Origin of the sequence: Micromonospora sp. C95 (assembly GCF_018070465.1) — a bacterium.
In the GTDB taxonomy this organism is placed as follows: domain Bacteria; phylum Actinomycetota; class Actinomycetes; order Mycobacteriales; family Micromonosporaceae; genus Micromonospora.
This window is the reverse complement of the sequence record NZ_JAGPXT010000010.1, coordinates 126,196-142,185: the sequence shown is the minus strand read 5'-3', so window position 1 is coordinate 142,185 and position 15,990 is coordinate 126,196. Positions and strand designations below refer to the sequence as shown.

General features: G+C 72.0%; 12 protein-coding genes and 1 pseudogene. 8 read left to right on the top strand and 5 right to left on the bottom strand.

Going from position 1 to position 15,990, the window contains the following annotated elements; all coding sequences use genetic code 11:
* Window positions 1-18 precede the first annotated feature (18 nt).
* Window positions 19-1,863, bottom strand: a complete 1,845-nt coding sequence (locus KBX00_RS14795) for a M48 family metallopeptidase (RefSeq protein ID WP_210827215.1) — start codon at window positions 1,861-1,863, stop codon at window positions 19-21.
* Between the two features lie 274 nt (window positions 1,864-2,137).
* Between KBX00_RS14795 and KBX00_RS14790 the strand changes: the two genes are divergently transcribed.
* The 4 genes from KBX00_RS14790 to KBX00_RS14775 all read left to right on the top strand — a co-directional run bounded on the left by KBX00_RS14790 (window position 2,138) and on the right by KBX00_RS14775 (window position 4,988).
* Window positions 2,138-2,473, top strand: coding sequence for a hypothetical protein (locus tag KBX00_RS14790; protein ID WP_210827213.1), 336 nt, complete (start codon window positions 2,138-2,140; stop codon window positions 2,471-2,473).
* A 158-nt stretch (window positions 2,474-2,631) separates the two neighbouring features.
* Window positions 2,632-3,642: a prephenate dehydrogenase/arogenate dehydrogenase family protein gene (locus tag KBX00_RS14785; protein WP_210827211.1), complete on the top strand. Its 1,011-nt coding sequence runs from the start codon at window positions 2,632-2,634 to the stop codon at window positions 3,640-3,642.
* A gap of 51 nt (window positions 3,643-3,693) precedes the next feature.
* Window positions 3,694-4,341, top strand: coding sequence for an SIMPL domain-containing protein (locus tag KBX00_RS14780; protein WP_210827204.1), 648 nt, complete (start codon window positions 3,694-3,696; stop codon window positions 4,339-4,341).
* The gene (locus KBX00_RS14775; RefSeq protein ID WP_210827202.1) at window positions 4,341-4,988 is read left to right on the top strand and encodes a nucleoside/nucleotide kinase family protein; all 648 of its coding nucleotides are present in this window, start codon (window positions 4,341-4,343) and stop codon (window positions 4,986-4,988) included. Before KBX00_RS14780 ends, KBX00_RS14775 begins: the two co-directional genes overlap by 1 nt.
* Here the strand turns inward: KBX00_RS14775 and KBX00_RS14770 are convergent.
* Window positions 4,965-7,592, bottom strand: coding sequence for a hypothetical protein (locus KBX00_RS14770; RefSeq protein WP_210827199.1), 2,628 nt, complete (start codon window positions 7,590-7,592; stop codon window positions 4,965-4,967). The two genes, KBX00_RS14775 and KBX00_RS14770, sit on opposite strands and share 24 nt — an antisense overlap.
* Before the next feature lie 103 nt (window positions 7,593-7,695).
* Entirely contained in the window at window positions 7,696-8,253 is a 558-nt protein-coding gene (locus tag KBX00_RS14765) for a sugar O-acetyltransferase (protein WP_210827197.1), read from the bottom strand.
* Window positions 8,254-8,393: 140 nt separating this feature from the next.
* Here KBX00_RS14765 and KBX00_RS14760 point away from each other — a divergent pair, with 140 nt between their 5' ends.
* Window positions 8,394-11,723: a S8 family serine peptidase gene (locus KBX00_RS14760; RefSeq protein ID WP_210827195.1), complete on the top strand. Its 3,330-nt coding sequence runs from the start codon at window positions 8,394-8,396 to the stop codon at window positions 11,721-11,723.
* Window positions 11,724-11,771: 48 nt separating this feature from the next.
* Here the strand turns inward: KBX00_RS14760 and dapD are convergent, their stop codons facing one another.
* A complete protein-coding gene (dapD, locus tag KBX00_RS14755) occupies window positions 11,772-12,731 on the bottom strand; it encodes a 2,3,4,5-tetrahydropyridine-2,6-dicarboxylate N-succinyltransferase (RefSeq protein ID WP_210827193.1) in 960 nt (319 codons plus the stop codon).
* Between the two features lie 127 nt (window positions 12,732-12,858).
* Here dapD and dapE point away from each other — a divergent pair, with 127 nt between their 5' ends.
* Window positions 12,859-13,932 (top strand): succinyl-diaminopimelate desuccinylase, encoded by a 1,074-nt coding sequence (dapE, locus tag KBX00_RS14750; protein WP_210827191.1) that lies wholly within the window; start codon window positions 12,859-12,861, stop codon window positions 13,930-13,932.
* A 53-nt stretch (window positions 13,933-13,985) separates the two neighbouring features.
* Here the strand turns inward: dapE and KBX00_RS14745 are convergent, their stop codons facing one another.
* Complete coding sequence (locus KBX00_RS14745) at window positions 13,986-14,144, bottom strand: hypothetical protein (RefSeq protein ID WP_210827398.1); 159 nt, start codon at window positions 14,142-14,144, stop codon at window positions 13,986-13,988.
* A 138-nt stretch (window positions 14,145-14,282) separates the two neighbouring features.
* Here KBX00_RS14745 and KBX00_RS14740 point away from each other — a divergent pair.
* Window positions 14,283-15,107, top strand: a pseudogene (locus KBX00_RS14740) (TIGR00730 family Rossman fold protein); the annotation flags it as partial.
* A 162-nt stretch (window positions 15,108-15,269) separates the two neighbouring features.
* A complete protein-coding gene (locus KBX00_RS14735; protein ID WP_210827187.1) occupies window positions 15,270-15,815 on the top strand; it encodes a TIGR00730 family Rossman fold protein in 546 nt (181 codons plus the stop codon).
* Window positions 15,816-15,990: the final 175 nt, after the last annotated feature.

Genomic DNA, 15,990 nt, shown 5'->3' with positions numbered 1-15,990 from the left:
TCGCCTCGCCTCGTCGGTTCAGTCCTCGTTGATCCGCTCGAACACCCGCAGCAGGTTGTCCCGGCTGTGCCGCTCCAGCAACTCGCTGCCGTACAACTCCTGCAGGGCCACCGTCCGGCCACCGTGCAGCGTCAGCTCGGCCTTCAGCGGAATCTCCCTGGTCACGTTCACCGACACCAGCTCCTCGTACGGCAGGAACTGGTGTCGGGTGGCCAACGTCGCCACCGGCGTCGATTCGAGCAGGTTCTTGAGCCGCTTCTCGCCGTCACCGGCCTTGCCCGGGCCCCCGACGAGGATCAGACCACGGTCGAGGATCAGCAGGTCGTGCGGCACACCGTCGACCTTCATGTTGCCGATGGCACCGATGACGCCGGCGTTGTCGGCGGTGGCCCGGCCCTGCACCACGGTGGCGGCGGAGGGGTCGATGCCCAACTCGGCCAGCCGGACCAGGGCCTCGTCGAGGGTTTCCGCCGATACCGCCAGCTTGGCGATCTCGGCGAGGTCCAACGGTTCACCGTCGGTGCCGACGAACTGGGCCGGGCCACCCCAGGACAGCTGCCAACGGGCCCGCTGGGCGCGGACGGCCGCGTTGTCGAGCAGCATCTCCATCGGTCCGGCGAAGCGCGCCGCTGCCTCCCGCCGGGTGGCGCCGCTGAAGAACTGCTCGGCGAACTCGCCGAGCCGGCCCGCCCGGACCAGGTCGAGCACGGTCGTCAGGCCCGGCTCCGGGCTGCCGGTGAACCGGCCGGCCGCCCGGTAGATGCCGTCCGCCTGACGTTGCATCCCGGCGGCGATCGCCGCGTGGGTGAACTCCGGCCAGGGCAGCACCTGACGGTTGCCGAGGTCCACGACGAGGCTCTGCAGCCGGCGGCCGGCGGCCGGGACGTCGGTGACCAGCACGTGTGCCGGACGGTCGTCGATGCAGGCCGCACCGGCCGGCAGCTGTGCCATCGCCTCGATCCGGATGCCGATCGGTGGGTGGGTGTCCCACCGGGACGGCTCGCGGTCCGGCACATCCTGCTGGAGCGCGTCGATCTGCTCCCGACGAGCCGTCAGCAGTTGTCCGAAGCCGCCGAACAGGTCGTCCGGGGCGAGGCCGGCCTGCCAGCCCGAGTCCACGTAGCGGTCGGTGAAGAAGTTCCAGGCCGCGTCGAGCGCCGGCAGGCTGCGCAGCGCGGACGTGGCCGCCTCGTGGCCGGCGAGTTGGACGGAGGCCCGGTCGGCCTCCAGTTCCTGCCGCCGCGACGCGGCGTTGTCGACCATCAGGTACAGCTTCGCGTATCCCTTGAAGATCAGGCCGATCGGGTTGCGGGGCTTGATCCGCTCGATGGTGCCCTCGATCGCCAGCCGTCCCCGGTAGGCGACGCCGCCGAGCCGGGTGTGCTTACCGGAGTAGTGACCCAGCTCGTGCGCCAGCACCGAGCGGAGTTGGTCGACCCGCATCGCCTGGAGCAGCGGCAGACCCACGTAGAGGGTGCGTCGCCCGCCGATCAGCCCGAGCAGCCGGCTCTGCTCGCCGACCGCCGCGTTCACCTCGGGCACCAGCCGGATCTCGTCCGGCGCCCGGGTACCGACCGCGTCGGCAAGCTCCCGGACGGTGGCCCACAGCTGCGGTGCCTCCCGCTCGTCGAGCACCAGACCCGGTGCCGGTTCGTTCTTCGTCCGGATCGCCCGCCAGAGCCCGACCGCCACCGCACCCAGCGCGACGATCAGCGGCAGCAGCAGCTTCCCGGTGACCAGTCCGTTCGTGTGGCCGTACAGCCATACGCCGAGGGCGGCGACGGCCGCCAACTGAAGCAGCGCGACCACGTAGAACCCGATCAACATGACCACCGAGGCGAGTGCCCGGTACGTCGCGGCCATGACCGTTCCTCCCCGTTCCGTGCCCGCCTGGCTGCGGGCGGCGCAGGGACCGTACGACGTGGATCTTTGCCGGACAACCCCCTTCCGGTCCGGTTCGGCCGGCCTTACGATCTTGCCGATTCCGACGCCTTCCACGTCTCCGTGCTGGCCGGCGTGAGCGGCGTGCAGGACTGGATCGGCGAATGGGTCGACGCGGAACCCCGGTCCACCCTGCCGTTGCTGGTGCGGGGCGCGCACGCGGTGTTCTGGGCCGGCGAGGCGCGGGGCGGGGCGCGTGCCGCGCAGACACGCGCACCTGGAGATGTGGCTGGACCTTCCGCCCGGTGAGGACGCCGACCACATCGGCGCCGACGAGGTGATCGACGAGCTGAACGCCGCCGCCGACCAGTCCGTGCGGCATCCGTCGTACGCGCGGCGGCCCGGCCGGGCGGCGGTGCACAACCTGTTCGCCACGGGGTTCGCCTTCTCGGGGAACCTGATCTCGGCCGGCGGGCAGTTCGACGTCATCGGAGACCAGGTCACCGAGTGGCCGTGGCAGTACTTCGACGGTGCGGATCCGACCGGCGCGTTCGGTCGCTTCCGGGACAAGGCATACGCCGTACGTGCCTGACCGCCGGGCGGCGCGGTCCGACCGTCGACCCGGCCGGCGTTATCCTCGGCGCGGACGCAGGGCGTGCCCGCGGACGCCGTGGCGGTTCCGCGCGGGACGGGCAGGCACGCCGCGGGGCCGGCCGGCTCCGTGACGACACGGAACGCCGAGGTACGCGGATGGTGCTCAGGGCTGACGCACGGCTGCGGGCGGCGGTGGTCGGCACCGGCCTGATCGGTGGATCGGTGCTCCTCCGACTGCACGCCGCCGGAGCCGACGTGACCGGCTGGGATCCGGACGAGCACACCCGCGGGCAGGCCCGGCGGGCCGGCATACCGATGGCGGAGCGGCTGGCCGACGCCGTCGCCGGACGGGACGTGGTGTTCCTCGGCGGACCGCTGCCCACGCTCCCCGCGACCCTGGTCGAGGTCGCCGCCGCCACCACCGAGGACTGCCTGCTCACCGACGTGGGCAGCACCAAGGCCGAGTTGGCGGCATTCGCCACGGAACAGGGGCTGACCAGTCGGTTCGTACCCGGGCACCCGATGGCGGGCACCGACCGGGCCGGGCTCGCGGCGGCGCTGCCGGAGTTGTTCACCGGCGCCGCCTGGGTGCTCTGCCCCGCACCGGATGGGCTGGCCGCGTTCCGCCGCCTCGTCACCCTGGTCACCGACGTCTTCGCCGCCCGGGTGGTGCCGATGGCCGCGGACCGGCACGACGCCGTGGTGGCGCTCGCCTCGCACGTGCCGCACCTGCTCGCCGGGGCGCTGGCCGGTGCGGCGCAGCGGTCGCCCTGGCGGGACGCGGTCCTGGCGCTGGCCGCCGGGAGTTTCCGGGACGGCACCCGGGTCGCCGGCACCCCGGCCCATCGCACCGGCAACATGCTGCGCGGCAACCGCGATCAGGTGCTGGCCGCGTTGAGCCAGGTCACCGCGTTCCTCGACGAGTTGGCCGCCGCGCTGCGCTCCGACGACGTCGACGCCCTCACCGCCCGGTACGCCGAGGCCGGTGCCGCCCGCGCCGAGTTGACCGGTCGCCCGCACGACGAGCAGGTCATGTCGTTCCCGGTGGGCGCGGCGGCGGCCGAGGTGGCCTGGCTGTACGGCGTCGGGGCGGCCGGTGGCCACCTCAGCGGGTGCCGGGTCGGTGCCGGCACCGTCTCCTACGTCGCTCAACGTCCGCAGGTCTGAAGCCCGGCTCATCGGTGGGCGCGGCGAAGAGCCCGCCAGTAGGGTGAGGGCATGGTGGACGGACCAGTCGTGACCGTACGCGGCGAGGCGTACCGTGAGGTCGCGCCGGAACTCGCCCGGTTCACCGTGACCGCGCTGGCCCGGGACCGGGAGCGGGAGCCGACGTTGACCCGGCTGGCCGAGCGGGCCGCGGCGATCCGGGTGCTGCTCGACTCGTACGGCCCGACGATCGACCGACGCGAGACCGGCGAGCTGCGGGTGCGCCCCGAGACCCGCCGCTCCGGTGAGCGGGTGGTGGCCTGGCACGGTTCGGTGGTGACCACGGTGACGGTCACCGACTTCACCGCTCTGGGCGAGCTGATGTTGCGTCTGGCCGACCAGGACCAGGTCGAGGTGGCCGGCCCGTGGTGGTCGCTGCGCCCGGACAGCCCGGCGTACCGGCAGGCCCGGCACACCGCGATCAGCGACGCGTTGCAGCGGGCCCGTGAGTACGCCGAGGCGCTCGGTGCCCAGGTGACCGACCTGGTCGAGCTGTCCGACGAGGGTGGCACCGCCCAGCCGATGATGGCCCGGATGGCGTTCGACGCCGGCGGCGTGGAGTCCGGTGGCCCGCCGGAGCTGGAACTCGACCCGCAGCCGCAGGGCGTGCACGCGGCCGTCCGGGCCCGGTTCACGATCAGCCGGCCGGTCCTGTCCTGATGACCGTCGCACAGGTGCTGTCGGTCGAGGCGCTGCTGGAGCGGGCCCGAGGGCTGGCCGATGCCGGGCCGCGGCAACTGCTCGGCATCACCGGCGCACCCGGGGCCGGCAAGTCCACGCTGGCCGAGCAGGTGGTCGAGGCGGTCGGCCCGGCCGCCCGGCTGGTGCCGATGGACGGCTTCCACCTCGCCCAGAGCGAGTTGCGTCGGCTCGGCCGGGAGCTGCGGAAGGGCTCGGTCGACACCTTCGACGCCAACGGTTACGTCTCGCTGCTGCGTCGGCTGCGCCGCAAGGAGCCGACGTCGGTCTGGGCGCCGCAGTTCCGCCGGGATCTGGAGGAGCCGATCGCCGGTGCGGTCGAGGTGCCGCCGGAGGTCCGGCTGGTGGTCACCGAGGGTAACTATCTGTTGATTCCGAACTGGCCCTGGGACGAGGTCCGCGCCCTGCTGCACGAGGCGTGGTTCCTGGACCTCGACGCCGACCTGCGGCGTCGTCGGCTGATCGCCCGGCACATGGCGCACGGCAGGTCGGAGCAGGATGCCCGGGCCTGGGCGCTGGGCAGCGACGAGGCGAACGCGGCACTGGTGGCCGGCACCGCCGACCGCGCCGATCTGGTGGTACGCCTAGCCGAGCCCCCGGCGGGGTGACGGGACCGCCCGCCGCAGCAGCCACGCCACCCGGGATCTCTCCCGTTGGAACTCGGCGGCCTCCGGATAGCCGCTGTGGCTGCGGATCGGTGGATCGGCAACCTCGCCGTCGCTCGGATGCAGCGCTTCCGGGTCGGTCACCGCGATGTCCCGTTCCCCCGCGGTGACCGACCAACCGAGCGGATCGGTGTCCCGCCAGAAGTTCGTCCACCGGGTGCCGCCGCCGGGGCGGGTCAGTACCTCGGCCAGTACGGGTAGGCGATCGGGTCCGAAGTAGGCGGGGAAGATCCGGCCGTAGAGGCGGGTCAGCTGGCAGCCGTAGGAGAAGAACCAGATCCGGCGCCGCCAACGGTTCGGCATCTGGAGGATGACGGCGGTGCAGATCACCGTGCCCTGGCTGTGCCCCGAGAGGATGATCCCGTCCACCCGGCGCGGATCGTGCTCGGCCAGTGCGATCAGACCGGCGGTGCGGGTGAGCAGTTCGGGCACCGCCCGTTCGGCGTAGCTCGGTGGTGCCAGGGGGTGGGCGGCGCGCGGCCAGAAGGTTCCCACGTCCCAGACCACGCCGACGGAGCGGCGGATGGTGTTCTTGCGGTAGACGAGCAGGCCGACGGCGGCCACCGCCACCGGCAGCCAGCCGAGCAGTGCGTCGCCGACGTTCGCGACCGCCTTGATCACGACGGTCGGTCCGTCCGTCCCGTTGAGGGGGAGGGGGCGGGCGAGAACTGCCGCGCAACCCAGCACGGCGAGGACGGCCATCGCAGCGGCGTACCAGCCGGTCAGCCGCAGCGCGTGTTCGCCGACCAGGCGGTGCAGCGCCTGGTGGGTGCTGACGTCCCGGGCGCGCCGCAGGTCGTGCGCGGACAGTCGGCCGCCACGGGCGCTCAGTTGGGCGTACTCCCGGCGGCGTAGCTGGTGAAAGAGCACCGCGGCGCGGATGGCGACCAGGGCGAGCATCAGCAATGTGGCGGCGAAGGTCAGGCCGGCCCAGGTCACCGGGGTCGGCAGGAACACCAGGGACCGGCCGCCGGGCGTGTCCCCGCCGTTGAGCCGGTTGGTGAACCAGTAGAGCACCCCGTTGCTGTACGCGAGGCAGAGCAGCCAGCCGAAGCCGGCGATGACGGCGGGTGCCTGACCACGCCAGGCCAGGTCGGTGTGCGGTTCGAGCGGTTGTTTGACAGTGGTTGGGCGGGTCCGGGGTAGCAGCAGGCCGATCCCGGCGAGGGCGAGCAGTGGCAGGGCGAACTGCCATAGCGCCACCGGACTCGGTGGTGCGGCGGGTAGCCAGCCGTGGCACCAGGCGGCGCCGAGGGCGATCAGCAGCGCGGCGGCGGCCGGCGTGGCTCCGCCGCGTCGGCCGGAGCGGGCGGTCGCGCCGATCGCGATGAGCAGTAGCAGCTGACCGGTGCCCAGCCAGGCGACGACCCGGTCGAAGCCGGGCAGCGATCGATCGGTCCGGCATCCGGGCTGGGTGGGGTCCTGGTCGCAGCCGGCGGGTGGACGTAGTTCGGCAAGTGCGCTGCCCGTGGCGGCGTCGGTTAGCAGCAGCACCGCGAAGGTGCCGGCCACGCCGAGTCCGGTGAGGATGATGACCGCGATGCTCCATCGGCCGAGCGGGCTGGCACCCTCGCGCTGGGTCAGGAAGGGTCGGCCGATGGCCACCAGCGTGACTGTCAGGACGGCGGTGAAGGCGGCCGCGGCTGCCCAGGTGACCACCGCCCGAGCACCCTGCGGCGGGTCGAGCACCGTGACCGTGCCGAGCGGGACCGCCGCCGCCACCACGGTGCCGGTGCACAGGTGCAGCACGGCGGTTCGGCGTAGTTGTCCCTCGCCGCACCAGAACGTCGGATCCTGAAGAGGGTTGGTCGGGGTTCCGGGGGGTGGTTCGGGTAGGGGCGGTGGCTCCGGTGTCGGCTGACCGACCGGCACGTCGGCGTCGGCCGGCGGCGGGGTACGGCGTCCCACGGGATTCGTGGTGGGGTCGGCCGGCATCACCGCCTCGTACTGGTAGGTGCGCCAGGTGACCAGGCCGAGGACTCCGATCATGGCGAGTGGCACGGTCAGGCCGACGGCCAGGGCCCGGCCGCCCTGCTGCCACCAGGCGCCGGCGAGGAACTCCCACGGGCCGGGAACCCGGCTCAGGCAGACCTCGTCCACGCACTGCCAGCCGATGAGATCGACGCCGACGCCGGTCATCGCGAGCACCGGGGTGGCGGTCAGGCTCAGGCAGAAGAGCCTGATCAGCCAGGCCGTCACGCCGGAGCGGCTGGCCAGTCGTTCGGTGGTGGGGTCCGCCGGTATCCCCGGCCGGGCATGCAACGCCACATTGGCCAGGGTGAAGGGCAGCAGCAGCGTCCACAGGGCCCGCTCCACGTCACGGGCGGTCCGCGCGCCGGAGGTCAACTGCCCCCAGCTGTACGCCTCGACGACGATCGGGTCGAGCGGCGCGGCGGTCGGCAAGCGGTAGAAGCCGGTGACCGGGCCGCCGGCGACGAGCCGTGGCTGGGGCGGCTCGCCCCCGGGTTCACCGGTCAGACCCAGGGTCTCGGCGGGCGGGGTGTTGGACACTCCGTGTACGCGAAGTTCGAGGATCCGACCTCCCATGAGGGCCTCCCGGTGACATTCCTGTCACCTACAGTGCCCGATGTGGTGCGCTGGTTGCCACTCGCCGTGGAGATGTTTGCGCAGCTAGAAGGCTGATTGGGGGTCAGTCGAGCTGGCGTACCGGCCGAGCCGGGTTACCGACCGCGACGACGTTTGCGGGCAGGTCCCGGGTTACCACGGCACCCGCGCCGACGACGGTGTTCTCACCGACGGTCACTCCGGCGAGGACTATCGCTCCACCGCCGAGCCAGGCGTTGTCACCGATGGTGATGGGTCGGGCCGCCTCCCACTTCGCCCGGCGCGGTGCCGGCTCCACCGGATGGGTGGGGGTGAGCAGTTGCACGTTCGGGCCGATCTGCACGTCGGCGCCGATGGTGATCGGTGCGACGTCGAGGAAGACCGCGTGGTAGTTGACGAAACTGCGCGGCCCGATCCGGATGTGGTAGCCGTAGTCGCAGTAGAACGGAGGCCGGATGCCGGTCTCCTCGCCGATCTCGCCGAGCAGTTCGTGCAGCGCCGTCCGACGTGCCTCCTGGTCGTCGACGCCCCCACCGTTGATCCGATCCATCAGGCGCAGGGCACGGACGTGATCGGCGATCAGTTCCGGGTCGTCGGCGAGGTAGGGCTCGCCGGCGAGCATGCGTTCCTTCATGGACGTCATCCGTCCGATCATGCCTGGCACCGCCGCGGCGAGGACTCGACTTCGTCGAATTCTTGACTCCCTTTTGCATACTCAGTATGCAACTCTGATGAGAGTCGATGTGTCGTACATCGATATAGACGCTCCAGAGGAGGATTCAGTTGCGACGAAGAAGCAAACTGACCGCCACCGGACTCGTGCTGGGTCTGGTGCTCGGCGTACCGGCGGCGGCCACGGCCGCACCGGCGGCGCCGACAGCGGCCTCACCGACCCCCGTCCCGACCGGCCGACCCGACAACGCCCGCACCTCAGCCACCGTCACCCTGGTCACCGGTGACCAGGTCACGGTCACCGCGACCGGGGCGAGCGTACGCCCGGCCGATGGCCGCGACGGCATCCGCTTTCTCACCCAGCGGCAGGGCGACCACTTCTGGGTGCTGCCGCAGGACGCCCTGCCGCTGGTCCGCGACGGACGGGTCGACCGCCGGCTCTTCGACGTGGCCGGTTTGATCGCCGCCGGCTACGACGACGCGCACCGCGACGACCTGCCGCTGCTCATGACCTACGGGTCGACCGCCCGGCGCACCGGCGCACCCGACGGGGTGACCGTCACCCGCGACCTGGCGGCCATCGGTGGGGTCGCGGCCACCGCGGACAAGCAGCGAGCGAGCCAGCTCTGGGCGACGGTCGCCGGCAACGGTGGCGCCCGGTTCGACGCGGCGGGGGGTGTCGAGCGGATCTGGCTCGACGGTCGACGGCAGTTGACGTTGGAACACAGCGTGCCGCAGATCGGGGCGCCCGCTGCCCACCAGGCCGGCTTCACCGGTCAGGGGGTACGCGTGGCGGTGCTGGACACCGGTGTCGACGCCGCGCATCCCGACCTCACCGGCCGGGTCGCCGAGTCGCGGAACTTCACCGAGGAGACGAACGCGGGCGACATCGTGGGGCACGGCACCCACGTCGCCTCGATCATCGCGGGCAGCGGTGCCGCCTCGGAGGGCCGCAACCGGGGGGTGGCACCCGACGCCACCCTCCTCTCCGGCAAGGTCTGCGAGGAGTTCGGGTGCACCGAGTCGGCCATCCTGGCCGGCATGCAGTGGGCCGCCACCGAGGTCGAGGCGGACGTGGTGAACCTCAGCCTGGGCGGGGCGGACACCCCGGAGGTCGATCCGCTGGAAGAGGCGGTGAACACCCTCACCGAGCAGACGGGTGCCCTCTTCGTGATCTCCGCCGGTAACGCCGGACGGGCCGGGACGGTCGGCTCGCCGGCCAGCGCCGACGCCGCGCTCGCCGTCGGTGCGGTCGACCGGGACGACCAGCTCGCCTACTTCTCCAGCCAGGGCCCGCGGGTCGGTGACGACGCCCTCAAGCCGGACATCACCGCCCCGGGAGTGGACATCGTGGCCGCCCGGGGGCAGGGCACGCAGCTCGGTGAACCGGTCGGCGACCAGTACGTCTCGCTCTCCGGCACGTCGATGTCCGCACCACACGTCGCCGGTGCGGCGGCGCTGCTCGCCCAGCAGCACACCGACGCGACGGCGCAGCTGCTCAAGGCCACCCTGATGGCCTCGGCCCGGCCACATCCGGAGCTGACCGCGTACCAGCAGGGTGCCGGCCGGGTCGACGTGGCGCGTGCCATCGACCAGTCGGTGGTCAGCGAGCCGGCGAGCGTCTCGTTCGGCCGGACGCTCTGGCCGCACGACGACGACGAACCCATCCAGCGCGAGGTGACCTGGCGCAACACCGGCACCGCCCCGCTCACCCTGGACCTCGGCATCGAGGCGACCGGCCCGGACGGGGAGACCGCCCCGGCTGGCGTGTTCACGCTCGGCACGGAGCAGGTCGAGGTGCCGGCGGGTGGTACCGCGTCCGCCACGGTCACGGTCGACACGAGCCTCGACAGCCCGGACGGCCACTACACCGGCCGGGTGGTCGCCCGCTCCGGCGACCTGGTGGCGGTCACCCCGGTGGCGGTCCACAAGGAGGTGGAGAGTTACACGCTGACCCTGAGCCACCTGAGCCGCGAGGGTACCGTGCCGGACGACTACGCGACCTTCCTGCTCGGGTTGGACGAGTTCGTCGACATTCTCGCGTACGACCCGGACGGCACCGCCGAGGTGCGCGTGCCGAAGGGACGGTACGGGCTGGCCAGCTTCTTGCTGGACGCGGACAGCGAGAGCCTGACGCTGATGAGCCGGCCGGAACTGATGGTGCGGTCGGACGCCGAGATCGTCGTTGACGCGCGCACGGCGGGGCCGGTGCGGATGACCGTGCCGGACCGGTCGGCGACGCCAGCGCTTGTCGCCGTGGACGCGACCTTCCTGCTCGACGACGGGTCGGCCGGGTTCGGCGCGGTCGCCGACGACTTCGGTGGGCTCTTCAGCGGACAGGTCGGCGGGCGGACTGCGGCGGACCACTTCTTCGCCACGTTCAGCAGCCAGTTCGCCGACCTGGAGGCGGCCAGCAGTCCGTACCTCTACGCGCTGGCCGAGATGGTCCCGGGCCGGATGCCTGCCGGGTTGACCCGGAACTACCGCAGCAGTGACCTGGCCACCGTCAAGCAGACGTTCCGGGACGGCTACCCCGGCACGCTCGCCGAGCGGATGTCCTTCGCGGTGTTCGAGCCCGACCTGGGCGGCTGGGCCCTCGCGCTGCCGGCCGCGGTGCCGGGCCAGCGGGTCGAGTACTACAGCACCAGGGACGTGCGCTGGAGCACCGAGCTGTTCTTCGGCACCCGCAGCGACGACTCACCCTGGCTCGAATCGGTGGCCGCGCTGTATTCGGACCCGACGGCGTACCGGGGCGGACGGACCTACCGGGACGTCTGGAACGGTGCGCCCCACGGACCGTCGTTCCCGGTGCCACGCTGGCCGGACGAGGGCCTGACCAGGCAGGGCGATCTGATCAGCCTGTCCGTGCCGCTGCACGGCGACACCGCAGGGCACGTGGGTGGTTCGCTCACGGACGCCTCGCGTGTCGCCCTCTACCGCAACGGCAAACTGGTCGGGGAGACCTCGGACTATGGCTGGGGCCAGTTCGAGGTGCCCGCCGGGCTCGCCAGGTATCGGCTGGAGACGTCGGCAAAGCGCAGCGTCTCCGACCTGAGCACCGAGGTCGCCGTCACCTGGACCTTCCGGTCCCGGCACGTCCGGGGCGACGACCCGGTCCGGCTGCCCGCCTCCGCGATCCGTTTCGCGCCGCGACTCGACGAGCGGAACGCGGCGCCGGCCGGCCGGGCCTACGTGATCCCGGTGGCGGTCCAGCGTCAACCCGGTGTACCGGCGGCGAAGACGGCGTCGTTGACCGTCGAGGTCTCCTACGACGGCGGAAAGCGCTGGCAGCGCGCCAAGCTGCGCAAGGCCGGAAACGGCTGGCAGGCCACCGTGCAGCACCCGCGCGGTGCCGGCCACGTGTCGCTGCGGGCCACCGCCCGCGACACCGACGGCAACACCGTCACCCAACGGATCATCCAGGCGTACCGCCTGCGGTGAGCCGTGCCGGTGGGACGGGTCCGATCAGGGCCCGCCCCACCGGGGGGCTCAGTCGTTGGCGTGCAGGGCGGCGTTCAGCTCGATGCCCCGGCCGGTGCGGGGACGGGCCTCAAGCGCGCCGGAGACCGAGTTTCGCCAGAACAGCAACCCGTCGACGCCGGACAGCTCGCGCGCCTTGACGACCCGGCCGTCCGGGAGACTGATCTTCGAGGCGGCGGTGATGTAGCAACCCGCCTCGACGACGCAGTCGTCGCCGAGCGAGATCCCGACACCGGCGTTGGCGCCGACCAGGCTGCGCTCGCCGATGCGTACCTTGTCGGTGCCGCCGCCGGAGAGGGTGCCCATGATGGAGGCGCCGCCGCCGATGTCCGAACCGTCACCCACCACCACGCCCTGCACGATGCGTCCCTCGACCATCGAGGCACCGAGCGTGCCGGCGTTGAAGTTGACGAAGCCCTCGTGCATGACGGTGGTACCGGAGGCGAGGTGGGCACCGAGGCGGACCCGGTCGGCGTCGGCGATCCGCACCCCGGAGGGCACCACGTAGTCGGTCATCCGGGGGAACTTGTCCACCCCGTACACGCCGAGGTGGCGGCCGGCGGCCCGCTCGATGACGCGCAGCTCGTCCACCCGCTCCGGCGGGCACGGCCCGGCGGAGGTCCAGGCCACGTTGGCCAGCTTGCCGAAGACGCCGTCGAGGTTGATCTCGTTGGGCCGCACCAGGCGGTGGGAGAGCAGGTGCAGCCGCAGGTACGCGTCCGCCGCGTCCTTGATCGGATCGTCGAGCGAGCCGATGACGGTGACCACCTGGACGGTACGCAGACCCGGCAGGGCCCGGTCGCCGATCGCGCCGGGCGGCAGGTCCAGCACGTCGGCCTCGTCCTCACCGGCGACCAGCGGCAGCTCGCCGAGGCCCAGCTTGCCGGTCGGGTACCAGGTGTCGAGCACCTGGTCCTCGGCGGTGACGGTGGCCAGGCCGATGCCCCACGCGGATTGTGTGGACGTCACTTACTCACCTCTCGTTCCCCTGCGGGCTGGCTGCTGCTCGCGACCGTGGGGCTCGCCGGCCCACGCCTCGCGCTGCCCGACGGGCTCGCGTCTCGCGGTCGCCGGTTGTGACGGTACCGTGCGGACCATGGAGAACCCGCTTACCCCCGAGGTCCTCGCCGATCCGGTGGCGTTGACCCGCGCGCTGGTCGACATCGAGTCGGTGTCCCTCAACGAGAAGGCCATCGCCGACTGCGTGGAGGAGGTTCTGCGGGTGGTCCCGCACCTGACCACCTACCGGCACGGCAACACGGTGATGGCCCGTACCGACCTGGGGCGGGCCTCGCGGGTGGTGCTCGCCGGCCACCTGGACACCGTGCCGCTGAACAACAACTTCCCGTCGACCCTGCGCGGCGATCTGATGTACGGGTGCGGCACCTCGGACATGAAGTCCGGAGTCGCCTACGCGCTGCATCTCGCGACCACCCTGCCCGAGCCCCGCTACGACGTGACGTACTTCTTCTACGAGGCCGAGGAGATCGAGTCGCGGTACAACGGCCTGCACCTGGTGGCGCAGGCGCACCCGGACTGGCTGACGGCCGACTTCGCGCTGCTGCTGGAGCCGACGTACGGCATCGTCGAGGCCGGCTGCCAGGGCACCATGCGGGCCGTGGTGGTGACCACCGGGGTCCGAGCCCACTCGGCCCGTTCCTGGCACGGTGTCAACGCGGTGCACGGCGCCGGGGAGGTGCTGCGCCGCCTGTCGACGTACCAGGCCCGGCGGGTGACCATCGACGGGTGTGAGTACCGGGAGGGCATGAACGCGACCCGCATCCATGGCGGGGTCGCCGGCAACGTGGTGCCGGACCGGTGCGAGATCGAGGTGAACTACCGCTTCGCGCCGGACCGTACGCCGGCAGAGGCCGAGGCACACCTGCGCGAGGTGTTCGCGGACTACGAGCTGACGGTGACCGACTGCGCGGCCGGCGCGCTGCCCGGCCTGGAGGCGCCCCCGGCGCGGGAGTTCGTGGCGGCGGTGGGTGCCGCACCCATCGGCAAGCTGGGCTGGACCGACGTGGCCCGGTTCGCGGCGATGGGGATCCCGGCGTTGAACTTCGGTCCGGGTGATCCGAACCTGGCACACCACCCGGACGAGCACGTCGAGATCAGCAAGATCCGCGACGGTGCGGCGACGCTGCACCGCTGGCTCGCCCCGGCCTGACCACCGTCGGTGCGACCAGTAGTGGCGTGGCCGGCGGGTTCGGTGAGGGGTAGTCAGACGGTGGTCAGGTGGGACTGGGACTCGGCGTCGGGATCGGCCGGCGGCTCGGGTGGCTTGTCGAGCAGCCGGGCGCGGCGGCGCTCGGCCACCACGTCGCGGATGCGCCGCTGCATCTGGCGGCGGATCCGGACCCGTTCGTCGTTGCTGATCACGCTGTCTCCTCCCCAGAAGTCGCGTGCCGGGGCATACCCGGTATGTGAATAGTAAGACGTACGGGAAAGCGATTTGGTTGCACAAGATCACGAAGTGTTTGCCGAGTTCTTCGGTCCGACTCCACTACGGTTGCTTCCATGACCCAGAGCAACGGGCGCGAACGAGGACAGGAGCGGCATCGCGGCGCCGTCACACTTCGTCGCCAGTCGATCACCGGTAGCACTGCGGATCAGCGGTTGCTGGATTCCCGGGCGCGGGCCGACTGGAAAACGAAGGACGCCTGGCGGGCGCTACGCATCCTCTCCGAGTTCGTGGAGGGCTTCGACACCCTCGCCGACCTCCCGCCGGCGGTCAGCGTCTTCGGCTCGGCGCGCAGCAAGCCGGACAGCCCCGAGTGCCAACTCGCCGAGGCGTTGGGCGCGGCACTGGCCCGCGCCGGCTACGCGGTGATCACCGGGGGCGGCCCGGGTGTGATGGAGGCGGCCAACCGGGGGGCCAGTGAGGCCGGCGGTCACTCGGTCGGCCTCGGCATCGAACTTCCCTTCGAGCAGGGCATCAACGAGTGGGTCGACCTGGCCATAGACTTCCGGTACTTCTTCGCCCGCAAGACCATGTTCGTCAAGTACGCCCAGGCGTTCGTGGTGCTGCCCGGCGGCTTCGGCACCATGGACGAACTCTTCGAGGCGCTCACCCTGGTGCAGACCGGGAAGGTCACCCGGTTCCCGGTGGTGTTGATGGGCGTGGACTACTGGCAGGGCCTGCTCGACTGGCTGCGGGACACGATGGCTGCCGAAGGCAAGATCGGCCCGGTCGATCTGGAGTTGATCTGCGTCACCGACGAAGTCGCCGCGGCGGTGCGGCACATCGTGGAGGCCGAGGCCGCCCTCAACGTCGAGCAGGAGACCGTACGCGAGGAAGCGGTCGCCCGGGTGGCCGCCGACCAGCAGGCGGCCGCCGACGATTCGGCCACTGCCAACGGGCCGGTCGCTGCGGACGGGCCGGCCGCTGCCAACGGGGCGGGCGCGGGGGACGGATCTGCCGCTGTCAACGGGCGGGCCGCTGCGGACGGGGCGGCCGCTGTCGACGGGTCGGCCGCGACCGACGACCCTGCGGGGCGCTGACCGGTGGCCGCGATCTGCGTGTTCTGCGCGTCCTCCCGCACGCTCGACAGGCGGTGGCTGGACCTGGCGGCCGAAACCGGTGCGGAGGTCGCTCGACGCGGGCACACGCTGGTCAGCGGGGGCGGCTGCGTCGGGATGATGGGTGCGCTGGTCAACGGCGCACGCGCCGCGGGAGGCCGCACGGTCGGGGTGATCCCGCAGGCGCTTGTCGACCTGGAGGTCGCCGACCTCGCCTCCGACGAACTGCTTGTCACCGAGTCGATGGCCAGCCGAAAGATTCTGATGATCGAGAAGTCGGACGCCTTCCTCACCCTGCCCGGCGGGCTCGGCACGCTCGACGAACTCTTCGAGGTCTGGACCACCGCGACGCTCGCCCTGCACCACAAGCCGATGGTGCTTGTCGACACCGACGGCTTCTACGACCCGCTGCTGGCCTGGCTGCGCGACCTGACCGACCAGACGTTCCTCAAACCGGCCGGCTTCGACCTGCTCCGGTCGGTCGACACCGTCCCCGGCGCACTCGACCTCATCGAATCCCAGCTCAGCTGAACCCACCCACCCGGCCGGGGCCGTGGCTCGACCCGGCGCGCCCCACCGACGCGGTCGGCCGGTCGGCCGGTCGCGTCGGGTGGCCGGTCGCGTCGGGCGGCCGGTCGCGTCGGGTGGCTGATCGCGTCGGGCGGCTGATCGACTCGACATGCGGCATGTCGGGCCTTCTCGCCGA